18 protein-coding genes are annotated in these 12,523 nt (G+C 36.7%); 5 read left to right on the top strand and 13 right to left on the bottom strand.

Annotated features, from left to right (window positions below; translation table 11 throughout):
• Nucleotides 1-4 precede the first annotated feature (4 nt).
• The 3 genes from SOLCA_RS08970 to SOLCA_RS08960 are packed head-to-tail and all read left to right on the top strand — an operon-like array spanning nucleotide 5 to nucleotide 1,711.
• Nucleotides 5-460, top strand: coding sequence for an NUDIX domain-containing protein (locus SOLCA_RS08970; protein WP_014680126.1), 456 nt, complete (start codon nucleotides 5-7; stop codon nucleotides 458-460).
• Between the two features lie 49 nt (nucleotides 461-509).
• Nucleotides 510-1,163 carry a hypothetical protein gene (locus SOLCA_RS22295; RefSeq protein ID WP_014680125.1) on the top strand — a complete coding sequence of 218 codons (654 nt, stop codon included), beginning with the start codon at nucleotides 510-512 and terminating at the stop codon, nucleotides 1,161-1,163.
• A 17-nt stretch (nucleotides 1,164-1,180) separates the two neighbouring features.
• On the top strand, nucleotides 1,181-1,711 hold the full coding sequence (locus tag SOLCA_RS08960; RefSeq protein WP_157604540.1) for a hypothetical protein: 531 nt from the start codon (nucleotides 1,181-1,183) through the stop codon (nucleotides 1,709-1,711).
• 46 nt (nucleotides 1,712-1,757) lie between these two features.
• Here the strand turns inward: SOLCA_RS08960 and SOLCA_RS08955 are convergent, their stop codons facing one another.
• Both SOLCA_RS08955 and SOLCA_RS08950 read right to left on the bottom strand, forming a co-directional pair.
• On the bottom strand, nucleotides 1,758-2,081 hold the full coding sequence (locus SOLCA_RS08955; protein WP_014680123.1) for a hypothetical protein: 324 nt from the start codon (nucleotides 2,079-2,081) through the stop codon (nucleotides 1,758-1,760).
• 197 nt (nucleotides 2,082-2,278) lie between these two features.
• Nucleotides 2,279-3,421, bottom strand: a complete 1,143-nt coding sequence (locus tag SOLCA_RS08950) for a putative sensor domain DACNV-containing protein (protein ID WP_014680122.1) — start codon at nucleotides 3,419-3,421, stop codon at nucleotides 2,279-2,281.
• Between the two features lie 181 nt (nucleotides 3,422-3,602).
• On the opposite strand from SOLCA_RS08950, the gene SOLCA_RS08945 reads away from it, so the two are divergent.
• Nucleotides 3,603-4,979 carry a DUF2252 domain-containing protein gene (locus SOLCA_RS08945; protein ID WP_157604539.1) on the top strand — a complete coding sequence of 459 codons (1,377 nt, stop codon included), beginning with the start codon at nucleotides 3,603-3,605 and terminating at the stop codon, nucleotides 4,977-4,979.
• Between the two features lie 98 nt (nucleotides 4,980-5,077).
• Nucleotides 5,078-5,689 (top strand): c-type cytochrome, encoded by a 612-nt coding sequence (locus SOLCA_RS08940; protein ID WP_014680120.1) that lies wholly within the window; start codon nucleotides 5,078-5,080, stop codon nucleotides 5,687-5,689.
• A 160-nt stretch (nucleotides 5,690-5,849) separates the two neighbouring features.
• Here SOLCA_RS08940 and SOLCA_RS08935 read toward each other — a convergent pair whose 3' ends face one another.
• From SOLCA_RS08935 to SOLCA_RS08890, 11 genes are all read right to left on the bottom strand, one after another.
• Nucleotides 5,850-6,548: a hypothetical protein gene (locus tag SOLCA_RS08935; protein WP_014680119.1), complete on the bottom strand. Its 699-nt coding sequence runs from the start codon at nucleotides 6,546-6,548 to the stop codon at nucleotides 5,850-5,852.
• 520 nt (nucleotides 6,549-7,068) lie between these two features.
• The gene (locus SOLCA_RS08930) at nucleotides 7,069-8,343 is read right to left on the bottom strand and encodes a hemolysin family protein (RefSeq protein WP_014680118.1); all 1,275 of its coding nucleotides are present in this window, start codon (nucleotides 8,341-8,343) and stop codon (nucleotides 7,069-7,071) included.
• A 180-nt stretch (nucleotides 8,344-8,523) separates the two neighbouring features.
• Entirely contained in the window at nucleotides 8,524-9,093 is a 570-nt protein-coding gene (locus SOLCA_RS08925) for a DUF4256 domain-containing protein (RefSeq protein WP_014680117.1), read from the bottom strand.
• A gap of 31 nt (nucleotides 9,094-9,124) precedes the next feature.
• On the bottom strand, nucleotides 9,125-9,589 hold the full coding sequence (locus SOLCA_RS08920) for a hypothetical protein (protein WP_014680116.1): 465 nt from the start codon (nucleotides 9,587-9,589) through the stop codon (nucleotides 9,125-9,127).
• Nucleotides 9,590-9,651: 62 nt separating this feature from the next.
• Nucleotides 9,652-9,807: a MepB family protein gene (locus tag SOLCA_RS23760; protein ID WP_281048054.1), complete on the bottom strand. Its 156-nt coding sequence runs from the start codon at nucleotides 9,805-9,807 to the stop codon at nucleotides 9,652-9,654.
• Nucleotides 9,758-10,171 carry a MepB family protein gene (locus SOLCA_RS08915; RefSeq protein ID WP_014680115.1) on the bottom strand — a complete coding sequence of 138 codons (414 nt, stop codon included), beginning with the start codon at nucleotides 10,169-10,171 and terminating at the stop codon, nucleotides 9,758-9,760. Before SOLCA_RS08915 ends, SOLCA_RS23760 begins: the two co-directional genes overlap by 50 nt.
• Complete coding sequence (locus SOLCA_RS08910) at nucleotides 10,149-10,505, bottom strand: YdeI/OmpD-associated family protein (RefSeq protein WP_245536768.1); 357 nt, start codon at nucleotides 10,503-10,505, stop codon at nucleotides 10,149-10,151. Before SOLCA_RS08910 ends, SOLCA_RS08915 begins: the two co-directional genes overlap by 23 nt.
• Before the next feature lie 130 nt (nucleotides 10,506-10,635).
• On the bottom strand, nucleotides 10,636-11,082 hold the full coding sequence (locus tag SOLCA_RS08905) for an SRPBCC family protein (protein WP_014680114.1): 447 nt from the start codon (nucleotides 11,080-11,082) through the stop codon (nucleotides 10,636-10,638).
• A 74-nt stretch (nucleotides 11,083-11,156) separates the two neighbouring features.
• The gene (locus SOLCA_RS08900) at nucleotides 11,157-11,549 is read right to left on the bottom strand and encodes a DoxX family protein (RefSeq protein ID WP_014680113.1); all 393 of its coding nucleotides are present in this window, start codon (nucleotides 11,547-11,549) and stop codon (nucleotides 11,157-11,159) included.
• A gap of 6 nt (nucleotides 11,550-11,555) precedes the next feature.
• A complete protein-coding gene (locus tag SOLCA_RS08895) occupies nucleotides 11,556-12,020 on the bottom strand; it encodes an SRPBCC family protein (RefSeq protein ID WP_014680112.1) in 465 nt (154 codons plus the stop codon).
• A 4-nt stretch (nucleotides 12,021-12,024) separates the two neighbouring features.
• Nucleotides 12,025-12,345, bottom strand: coding sequence for an ArsR/SmtB family transcription factor (locus SOLCA_RS08890; protein ID WP_014680111.1), 321 nt, complete (start codon nucleotides 12,343-12,345; stop codon nucleotides 12,025-12,027).
• Nucleotides 12,346-12,523 lie beyond the last annotated feature (178 nt).

Below are 12,523 nucleotides of genomic sequence, written 5' to 3'. Positions count from 1 at the left end.
ACTCATGAAACAAAGTGCCGGGGTGCTCCTTTACAGGTTTACTAATAATGAGGTTGAATTTTTTTTGGTACATCCGGGAGGTCCTTTTTGGGCAAAGAAAGATTCCGGAGCCTGGTCAATACCGAAAGGAGAGTTTTCTGAAAATGAAGATCCGTTAGAAGCCGCTAAAAGAGAATTTTGGGAAGAAACAGGAATGACTATTTCAGGGAACTTTAGCCGATTATCCACTGTAAAACAAAAAGGCGGAAAAATAGTACATGCCTGGGCATTAGAAAGCGATCTTGATCCGGCAGTAATTAAAAGTAATATGTTTGAAATGGAATGGCCTCCAAAGTCTCGGCAAACACAACAGTTTCCTGAAATTGATAAAGCAGGATGGTTTAAAATTAATGCAGCTAAAGAAAAAATTCTATCATCGCAGTTACCCATATTGGAAGAGTTAAATAAGTTGTTAAAATAACCGTTTTTTGTTCCCGATATTAAATTATGTTGTTAATCGTTATTTGTTTATGAAGCGCTCGATTTTGTTCTTGTTAGTTAATAGTTTCTTGTTCCTTTTTTCTTGTAATAACCGATCACAAGAAGAGCGTAGACTGAATGAAAATAAAAAAGAACAATCAACCGCAGTAGACACTACTGGTATCACCGGTGATTTAAATAATGATGGGGCTAATTTCCATAAAAAACTTATTGGAAAGGGAGGGATTGTTTTTGAAACGACCTCATCAAATGATAAACTACAAATCATTACTACAGGCTTAGCAAATGGCGCAGATACGGTTAATGTAGATATAGATGGAGCCATTTACGATGTAGTGTCTGCCGATCTCGATAATAATGGTTTTTCTGAGATCTATTGTTTTTGTTCCTCAGCTGGAAGTGGCTCTTACGGTCAACTATATGCTTTTGCTTCTAATAAGAATAAGAGCCTGTCGATCATTTATTTGCCCGACATACAAGATGATGTAAAATTATCGGATGGTTATATGGGCCATGATTCTTTTCATATTGAGAAAAACAGACTGATACGATCTTTTCCGATTTATAAAGAAACTGATCCGAATGCGGCCCCCAGTGGTGGTACAAGGAAAATAAATTATCAACTTATGCCTGGTGAAGCGAGTTGGGTTTTGAAACAGGACTCAGTTATAGAAATAAAATAAACCAAAACACTATTCTTATGCGAAAAACAATTTTAACTACAATAGTACTAATCACGATGTTAAGTGCATGTGGTAGCCGTACACCTAAAAATGCTGAAACAGCTGATTCAATAATGACTTCAGAAGACACTGCTTTTACTGATTCAGCAGCAGTAACAGCTGAAAACCCGGCTGTTCAAAGTAATCTCGCTTACTTGAAAAATGAAGTTGGTAAAATTCCTTATGAAGCCAAATTGTTTGATAATGAGGTGTTAACAACCAGGTTAAAGGCATTGCTTGGTATTGAATATGATGTAATGGTTAAGAACTGGAATGTTGAAACCCCTATTACAAGTGAAAACGAAATTATACATACCAGCGGCTGCAAAAAACACGATTGTCCGGGCGACGCGTATGATTTATATGTTGATCTTAAGAACGATAATATAAATGTTTATAACATGCGTGGAAGCAAATTAATTCTTTATAAAGAAAAAGAAGAGATTGCTTTATCAGGTGAGATGGCTAAAGAATTAAACATTAAGAAAGAAAATGCAGGGATTAAGTAATCTTATCCCTGCATTTTTATGTGTTTAGAAAGAGAACATTCGACAATTAATCTGGGTAATTGATTTGATATACTAGCCCGTTTACACCGTGGGCCATTTGTTCAACTTCTGTACTATCGATTGAATACAATTTTATACAGTTGCCATACCAACTGTTTTTGTTCGGTCCATGAGTACCTTCTTTATCGTTTAATGAGGGAGTTAGCAAATAAGTGCAGTTATCCTCGTGATCATTATCAGGAATACTACTGGCCCATTTCGAATGGAAAATCAATTGTTCCTGTATGCTTTTATATCCATTTGCCTTGAAATGGTTTAAAAGTTCAGGAGTAAATTCTGTGAGTGTGTCATTGGTAACAAGCTTTTTCATACGTCGGTAAGATAAGTTGTACAGTATTTTTAACTCTCGTAGTAAAAATATACTGGGTCTAACTATCAATACGCGGGCCGAAAATGATTGAGTTTATTTTAAATAACGTTGTATAGTTTAAAAACCTCTTAATGCATTGTATCAGAGGGTATTTTCTTCGTTATCGTAACTTACTTTAAACAAATCGTACAACCCATTTATAATAATAAAATATCGATACGGTGAGCGTGTACCATCTGCAATTGAGGCGACCAGCTGAAAATAGTAAACCGTCCATCCTGTGAAGCCACTAATGCAATAGCATCTCGCTGATCATAAACAAATTGAGCCGCAGCCAGGTGTCGGGTTCCTCCATTTTGAGTAGGATGAATTTTGGCAGGAGTGCCACCCACTACTGGTTCCGTGGTAATGATCTGATCAACATGCAGATTTGAATCTGAGCGGGTTATTTTTGCTCCGAAAGCTAAAAGTTCATGATTCTGATTAAGTACCGTTGCGCCATCAACAGCTGTAAATCCTCCTATAATATCTATCAGTTTACGAAATGATTCTTGCCATGAAATTGTTGCTCTTTCATCTGGATCACATTCCATAAGTTCTGCAATTCCGGAAAAGGAGGGGGTAACCGGATAAGAAATTGGGTGAACAATGGACGATTTCCAAGCTTCAGATTCGCCAGGTACAACCACTACAAGCCCTCCACGGCCATGAGCACGCATTGATGCTGCTAATTCAACCAATACATTTACAGAATCACTCAGAAATGACGGTAATGGCATTCCTAATAGTGAAGTGAGTAAAGCCGGACAGTCGGTAAGACTGGTACTTTGTTCATCAACAATCTTTATCTGATCGCCTTTTAGAATAGCCACATTCACAAATTTGCCGAAACCATCAATACGGCGATGCTTTACCACCAATAGTCCAGGTTCAACAACTTCAAGCACAAAACAGATCCCCTGGATATTAACGGTAGTTCCCCAAACATAAATATTATTGTTTTCGAACCAGACTCCCAGGTGAATCCCTGCACGTTCCACTGCCGGCGCTAATTTGGTTAAATTAGCTGGTGTTAAGCGGATTGCATGTTCGAATACTAAAGGCTTTTCTGCTATTTCAGGTGGGAGTAATGCAATAGAAATCTTGGGAGAATGACCTTCTTCATGTCGTAAGCTTGCCCAAAATGACGCATCAATAATAGCCTCAATTACATGAGCAGGGGGCGCTACAGATATTCCCTCAACTCCCATGTGCATAGCGGTGGTTATTGTGTTCTCAAAATGTGTTTCTATAGTCGAGGCTACCATTTTGGCTGCCAGGTAGGTTGAATCCGATAACATTAATTTACTGTCCTAAGTCTTAGTCTAAAATTATGTTAAGTTAATAGTAATTGTGAAGAAATTGTTTCTCTGTGTCTCATTTTTTGATAGCATCACCCCAAATAAAACGGCTATAATCCATGGTAATTCAACCATGCAGTTGGCTGAAGTGTGAGCCTAAATTCAATTAAAATTAAGTATATTGATATATAAGTTAAACATTTTCAGTTGTTTACCTATGTATGATAAAAAGTATGATCAAGGGAAAAAACTCCGCGAAAGAATAAAGAGAAAAGATCAATCGGTTTTCAGACTTTCAAGTAAAAGGCAGTCTGTATTACAAATGATAAAAGCCTCTGATTACGACCGGGTAGAAGAACTCATTCCGATTCGTCATTATCGGATGAGTGCTTCCCCTTTTGCGTTTTACAGAGCAACTGCCGGCATTATGGCTCAAGATCTTTCCTTTCTGCCTCATTCCAATTTTAAAGTACAGGCAATCGGCGACTGTCACTTAATGAATTTCGGTGGTTATGCAACTCCTGAACGGACGTTGGTATTTGATATAAATGATTTTGATGAAACTTACCCGGCTCCTTGGGAATGGGATGTCAAACGATTGGCTACCAGTTTTATACTAGCGGCTCGTTTCTTGAATTTGTCCGAAAAAACTGCACAGGAAACAGCCTACATCCTTTCAAATTCCTATCGGGAAAACTTCATCGAATTCTCTCAAATGAATTTACTGGATTTATGGTATATGAAATTTGATGTTGAACGGATACTGAAAGAGGCTAAAAACAATAAAGCGAGAAAACTATTAACTGACGCAATTGAAAAGGCGCAGAAGGGTACCAATGAAAGAATATTTTATAAGATAACTCAAAGCGTATTGGGTGGTTTTGAAATTGCCGAGCAGCGACCGTTAGTATATCATCCTTTTGATATGAAAGATGCTAAAACAACTATAGAGAATTTTGTTGGTAAATATGCTCAAACACTGGCTCCCGATAGAAGGTATTTGTTTGAGCAGTTCAATATTATCGATGTGGCATTGAAAGTGGTAGGAGTGGGAAGCGTGGGAACTCGTTGTTATGTGACATTGTTTATCAATCAGCATTTAGATCCATTATTTCTCCAGGTAAAGGAAGCCAGAATCAGTGTTTTAGCTCCTTATGTTTCGAATGTTAAAAGGCAATTTACTCACCAGGGGCAACGGGTGGTGCAAGGGCAACGCCTGGTGCAGGCAGCAAGCGATATATTTTTGGGTTGGTCAACTGGTCCAGCGGGTCGCCATTTCTATTTCAGGCAACTGAGAGACCGGAAAATTGCACCTGAAATAGATAAGTTTGATGAGGAGCTTTTAAAAAGTTATGCACGATTATGTGGACGGATGTTGGCGCGGGCACATGTTAAAACCAGCGATGCTCCAGTTTTAGCTGGTTATATGGGCAAAAGTGATATCCTGGAAGATAGCGTTAGCAAATTTGCCTTATCGTATGCAGATCAGACTGAAGCAGATTACAATGCCTTTATAAAGGAAATCAAAAAAGGTAAACTGAAAGTAGAAGCTGAGTAATAATTTTATAATTATAACTATTTATTATTCAATTAGTTAATTGCTGTTTAGTGTTTTAATTATGTAACTTTAAGTGCAATACTTATCTGCTGTTAGCTATGAGAACAAAAATAAAAATAGCTTTTGCCTTATGTACCTGTTTGTTTTTCGTATTTATTGGATGTGGTGGTGGTGAGCAAGGTGCGAATACAGAAAAATCGGCCACCAATCAAGTTGCCAGAGGCGAATATCTTGTTACTATAGGTTCTTGTAATTATTGTCATTCTCCTAAATTATCGACCCCTTTTGAAGGACTTATTGTCGACAGTACCCGATTGTTGTCGGGCCATCCGGAAAGTGCTGTTTTGTCTAAAATTAACTTAAAAATAGACTCAACCTTAACTAAAAAGAGCGACTGGGTATTGATGAGTTTGGATATGACTGCCTTTGCTGGTCCGTGGGGGATATCTTACACTGCCAATTTAACCCCTGATACCACAACAGGCATTGGTGCTTGGACGGAAGAAGCTTTTATAAAAACATTAAGAACCGGTAAACATTTAGGACAGGAGGGAGGTCGCAAAGTGCTACCGCCAATGCCTTGGAATTTTATTGGAATGATGACGGATGATGATTTAAAAGCGGTGTATGCTTACCTACGTTCATTACCTCCGGTGAAAAATCAGGTTCCGGCTCCGGTTTCTTCTGAAGAAATGAAGAAGTTGAAATAGTTCATGGTTCATGGTTCATGGTTCATGGTTCATGGTTCATGGTTCATGGTTCATGGTTCATGGTTCATGGTTCATGGTTCATGGTTCATGGTTCATGGTTCATAGCATTATGTTAAATTATATTGGGCTATGAACTATGAACCATGAACTATAAGCTAAACTATTTCTTATATAACGGAATTCTTTTTAATAAATATTGAAGCGTTGACCTATAGGCATCGGCAGTTTTTAACATACTGGTTCTGTTTTGATTATAAACAGTTTCTCCCTTGTCGTTAATAATTTTCAGATTGAAATTAGTATCATATTGCTCTGTACTGGTAGTAACAGTTGAGGTTGTACGCGTGGTGGTTGTGGAAGGTGTAGCTAGAACAACTCCGTTTTTATCAACTACAGGCTGATCATTTTTATTGCCTTTTTTGTTGTTGGTAGTGTTGGTTTTAGTGGTGTAATTATTTACTCCTGTAAAGTCTTCGCCAACAGTTCCCATGATTAAATACTCAACCCCTAGCATATTACATAGTTCAGTTGTTGTTAATGCACGGATGTTATCTGGTGTAATTCCACCTTTCAGTAAAGTAGCATTTGTATTAATTGGATCTTGTATTTGCAACTCTCCGGTATGACCATTCAGAAAATCATAGGCCTCATTTTGAACTTTATAGCCCATTTCTTCAGAATCATTTTTTTGATCATAAATGTAATGGAACGGTAAGATGGCAATTTTGCCTTTATTTTCGGGATTGGCCGGAACGGACTGGGTTGCTTTTGAAGTGTCATTACCAGTCTTGATTTCTTGAGCGGTAACTACATTAAATGTAATGATGAGGATGAGCGTAGAAAGAATAAAAGATTTCATGATGCGAGAGACATTAAATTTAAAAAGATTGCGATTTGAGTAAATATAGTAAAAAAATTATAGGGGAGGAGGCAAGGGGAATATAACTCCGGGATTTATTCGGATTTGGAAATTTAGTTTGTGCGATTTGAATTTAGTTTTTGTGAATGTAATGCATAAACTATCATATGAGCAAAATTCGCCTTGTACAGTTCGGAAGAAATGGTTTAAATACTGGCACTAATTTTCGGAGAACTGTACGCAGCGACGGCATTTTTTGCTTACTTTTTTTTGCTGAAGAAAAAAAGTGAGTCCCGCTGAAAGCGGTGGAAGAAAATAATTCATCAAACTATGTTTATTGCACTATTAGGCCTTTTTGGATTTATTTTAAATCGCACAACTGGGTAGAATAATTTAGAGAATCAGAATTTTACAGACTTAATTTTTGAAGGATAAAAAGGAATAGTAACATAACACCTCAAAATATTGATTAGGCCAGCATTTTGAGGTGTTTGAATGTTTAGGGAATTAACTAAGCAAATTATTCAGCGACCATTAATATTTTATCAACTTTTCGGCCATCCATATCGATAATTTCAAAACGATAATTTTCATGTACGAATACATCACCGGTTTGCGGCAAACGCTTTAAATTATAAATGATGAACCCTGAAATCGTAGTATAACGATTAGGTCTGTTTTCGATGATTTCTTTATTAAGGTATTGATTTAGGTCATAAATGGATGTTTTGCCGTTTAAAAGTAAACTACCGTCTTCACGGGCAAAAATATCCTGATCATCTATTTCATCCTCATCAGGTAAATCACCAACAATGGCTTCAGTTAAATCATGAAGAGTAATCATTCCTTTAATAGCTCCGTATTCGTCCACGACAAATGCCAAATGCTTTTTGTGTTTCTTAAACAAATTAAGAATGGTAAAAGCAGGGGTGTTACCTGAGATAAAAATAGGCTCTTGTAAAATGTTGTTCAGTTTAAAATCATCATCTTTACGTTTACCCAGAAAATCACGAATGGTCATGAAACCCAAAACTTGATCGATATCTCCGTCGCAAACCGGAAACTTTGAATGTGCACTATGCATTACTTTGTCATAGATTTCTTCAGCTGAATCATTAACATCGATCCATTCCAATTCAGAACTATGTGTCATTAACGTTTTGGCGATCTGATCTGTAAATGAAAAAAGATTCTGATGCACTTCGCTTTCTTCTTTTTCTAACACGCCTTGCGTGCCGGCTGTTTTCAGCATAAAACGTAGCTCATCTTCGCTGATGGTATCAGATCCATTATCCTTTATCCTAAAAACTTTTAGAATTACAGTAGTTGAAACCGATAATAACTTAACAAAAGGAAAGGTTATAGAGGTAAATACTTTTATGATCGGAGCGCAAAACAATGCAATACGTTCTGCATTATTCATCGCGATAGATTTAGGTACTAATTCGCCAATAACGATGGAAAAATAGGTAATTGCTCCAATAACAATAATTAATGAAATAGTATGTGCATGGGGTTTTAATACATTGAACTGAACGACATATTGTTCTAAATTATCAGTAAGTGTAGCACCTCCATACGCACCGGATATAATTCCGATTAAGGTTATTCCAACCTGAACAGAAGAAAGAAAATGTTCAGGATTTTCAAGAAGGCCGAGAACGGTTTTAGCACTCGACTTACCCTGAAGCGCTAAATGTTCCATCCGACTTCTTTTCACTGAAACAAGAGCAATTTCCGATAAAGCAAAAAATCCGTTTAATAGTGTAAGAAAGAAAATAATAATAATTTCCATTAAGTTTGGTCTAAATTCGTTCAAATATAATTAAAGCCGATGGATCATCGGCTTTGCTTGTATTTTGTTACGGAAGGATGTTTGGGAAGGAGGGAAGCTTCTGGTTCAAAATTGACGCAATGTCAAAAAACATCACATTTAGCATTATTAAGTACTTTATTTCTTTCGTCGCTTACTTTTCTAAACCTTCAGCAAACCCCGAAATCCTCTTGCTGCATAGTAAGAATCTGCCCCGTTATGATATAGAAAAACAGTATTATAACGACGGTCGCAAAAGAGCGCGCCACCAAGTTTGCGAACATCGGTAGGGGTAACCACCCAGCTGGAAGTTTTTAAATCAAAATTGCCATGTTTTTGTAATTCACGGTATTGTTCTTCGGTTAAAAGCTCAACTCCCATATCAGCTGCCATATTTATGGCGCTGTCGTCCGGTTTATGTTCTTTTCGTTTTTCCAATGCTTCATGGTCGTAACAAATGCTTCTACGGCCTTTCGGACTTTCTGCTGAACAATCACAGAAAATATATTCATCTGCTTTAGTATTTTCAAAACTGACAACATCCGGTTCGCCGCCTGTAAATTCCATTTCGTTCAGCGACCATAATTTATCCGGATTAGCCTCCAGTTTTGCCTGAACTTTCGCCCATTCAACACCTTTATGACGATCCATGTGTTTCTCAAAACGGGTTTTGAGTGTTTTAAGCAGTTCTTGTTGTTGATCTGGTGATAATTGTTTTTTTATGTTAGTCATGATAGTTTTTTAAATCTTAAGTTTGTTTTGATCACTTTTCATGGATTATATAATCATCGCTGTAAATGCGATTCTTGACCTCAAGTTTATCTAATATATTAATTGCTTTCTGTCTTATCTGAATCCATGTCGGGTGAATATCTATATATTCCCAATCCCAAATTTCACTTGGAATTCCATGCGTAAGTAATTTAAATTCTAATAGCTCACTTCTAAATGAGCTGTTTATTAATCCGTTTCTGAAAACTGTTTCAAAACAAACTGGCATAAAAGCATAATCAATTTCAGTTTCGAGTTCAAAAAACGGATTAAATGTTGGTGAAATTAGTTTTTCAAGATCGCTTTTAGTTAATGAAAAAAGGATAATGGAATTGATCAAATTTGAATGATAAAAACTTGCATTTTTATCATAATCAATGTCAAAATTCTTATCTTTTATTGTTGATTCAGATTCGGTTTTCTTGCCGAATTTTCTGTTTATCCAATCTTTAATCATTCAATTTTACAATCTAATTTTCAATGCTTTCAAAATCTTTTTCAGCAAATGCTTTTATTTTTTTATAGATGATAAAGAGCTTTTACATGCGAAAAATCAATCTGATCATCTTTAGACACATTTAAAAAATAGGCCAGTTGCCAATTTTGAGTTTTTTGAGCTTGTTTGCTATTGGTTGTATCCCATGGAGGATATACACGTATCCCCTCTTTTTCCACCTATATTATCTTTTGCTACTATATCTTTTTCAACTAACACATGCTTAGGGAATACAAACTGACCAAAACTTTCATCGTTACAAACACTAACGATAAAAAAATCAATATCATCCGCACTATTGTAAGGCTGAATAGGCCCGTTTTCAATTCGCTTCCATAAAGTAACAAATTGGCCAACTTTGGTCGGGGTAATTTTAGCAGCTCTGAATGCTATCTTCTTGTTATTTATATTAAACGTATGTGCTTCATATTCTGAGCTTTCTTCTTGTTTTTGAATCTGCGTAATTTCAATACCACACTTATCGTAAACAAGTTCCTTTGTCGCAATAAGTTGCTTATTACTAATCATCCAATCCTTTGCCATTCAGAATTTGCGGAATAGATTTATCAATTCTTGATTCACGGGTTTTAGCTTGTTTGGCTTGTGAAAAATGAAGCAAATAACCTCTCTGGCGTCCGGGAGTCAAGCCTTCAAAAGCAGTTTTTAGGGCAGGGAAGGTGTCTAATCTGTGCTGAAACTCTTCTACCATTTTAAATTCCGAGGTTTGTTTTAACTCCACTTTTAAACCTGCTTTTTCCACCTCAATAGCTTCATGGATATAGGTTTTTAAAATAGCTTCCTTTTCAAGGAGATCCATTAGATTAACAAAACGCATTTGACGGGCTGCCTGAACATTTTCCGTTTGCTGGATCAGCACGCCGCAAGTATGATCGTTCTTAATTTTTCATACTCTTCCTGCCACTGTTTGGCTTTAAAAAAGAAATCAACTTTAGGATTCATAGTTTTTGTTGGTGTTTTAGGTTTATGTAGGTTTTCAAAATTCCTGATCAGGCATCAGGAATTTCTGGTTCAACTAATTTTATTAATTTTTCTAATGATTCCTGCCATCCTAAGTAGCACATCTCAGCCGGAATTACATCTGGAATGCCTTCCTGCGTAATTTTAACCTCTGTACCTACAGAAACCTTTGTAAGCCAAACTGTAGTGATCATTTCACCAGGCAAATTAGGATCGTCAAATTGGTCGGTGTACTTTAAGAACTCATTAGGTTTAAGTTCAAGGTATTCACCACCGAAAGAATGACTATTGCCGGTAGAAAAATTAGTGAAAGACATTTTGTATTTGCCACCCATTCTTACTTCCATACTGTGAACAGTACAAAGAAAACCGTAGGGAGGAATCCACGATGCAAGTGCATTAGGGTCGATGAAGGCACGATAAACCTTTTCGGGAGTTGCTTTAAGAACTCTGTGTAATGTTACGCTGTTTGACATGGTGATTTTTGTTTAAACAATACTAACACTATTAATTATCAGGAATTTTAAAGGATGTTGTGGATGATCATTGATTAAACCGTCCCGACATTTACCGTCATGATTTTTCTATCCACAGGTCTGAAGTACCAAGATACTACAGTTAGTGTTAATAACAGCAATGATGGTGCAATTTCTTTGAAAGGGTTTCCTGCTACAATATGTGAAAACATTGCTCCGGTCATTAAAAAGAAAAAGCCAGCATAGGTCCATTCCTTCAGTAAAGGAAATTTAGGGATCAGTATCGCTATCACACCTAACATTTTCCAGATACCGATCAGTGTCAGGAAGTAAATAGGGTAGCCTAGGTTTAAAACAGGCTCAATGTTCTCTTTTACTTTAAGTAGCTGGACAATCCCTGTCGACAGCATTCCCAATGCAAGCCAAAGGGTAGAAATCCAATAGATGATTTTGTTTCTCTTAGTCATGATATATTAGTTTAATTTGTTTAGAATTTCCTGAATGCGATTATGTGCCATATTAATGCCCTGAGCGAACGGTAATTTCAACACTTCGTCTCTTTGCTTAGCCGATTCATACAGTACACGCATGCTGAGTTTACAAGTGCTGTCGGTTAATGGTTCAAACTCATAGAATTCAAGCTGAATACCATAAGGCGTATTCTCCATTTCAAAAGTCCGAGTGATTTTTTGGTTCGCAACGAACTCATGGATCACACCGCTAAAACCGTGTTTATTTCCTTTAGGATCAGTGGTTTCGAATTGGTAACTGCCATGCTTTTTACTATCGAGTTTCAGCACTTTCGTTCCCATCCATTGTTCTACAATTTCAGATTCTGCATACGCTCTGAAAAGCAGCTCCAAAGGCAACTCAAATTCTCGTGTAATTAATATTTCCTGCTTGCCGTTTTCAGCATTGATTTTAGTTTTCAGTTCCATAAGATTATTTTTTGATGTAGGTTTTCATGATACTTTCCAGTTTATTAAATCGGTCGTCCCACATTTGGCGGAACGGCTCAATAAAGTCGGCTATTTCCTTCATTTTTTGAGGATTTAAGTGATAGTAGATTTCCCTTCCGGTTTGCTCTTGTTTAAGCAATTCGCATTCGGTAAGTATTTGCAAGTGTTTTGAAACAGTCGGCCTAGCCGTGTCAAAATTAGAGGCTATTGCACCAGCGGTCATTGCCTGAGCAGCAACCAATACGAGTATAGCCCTTCTGGTGGGATCAGCTATAGCCTGGAATACATCGCGTCGTAAATTCATTGCGTAGTCATTTAACTACACAAATATATATGTAGTTATTTGACTACGCAAATTTATTTTAAAAAAACAATAAACTATTGATTTTAAAATAATTACTTTTTTAATTGCAACGGTTTACTTTTGTGTTTAAATGACTCTGGAAGGATAAAAGGTGTTTATATAGATAAGTGAATTGGTG

Origin of the sequence: Solitalea canadensis DSM 3403 (assembly GCF_000242635.2) — a bacterium.
Classification (GTDB): Bacteria; Bacteroidota; Bacteroidia; order Sphingobacteriales; family Sphingobacteriaceae; genus Solitalea; species Solitalea canadensis.
This window is presented reverse-complemented; position numbering and strand designations above follow the sequence as displayed.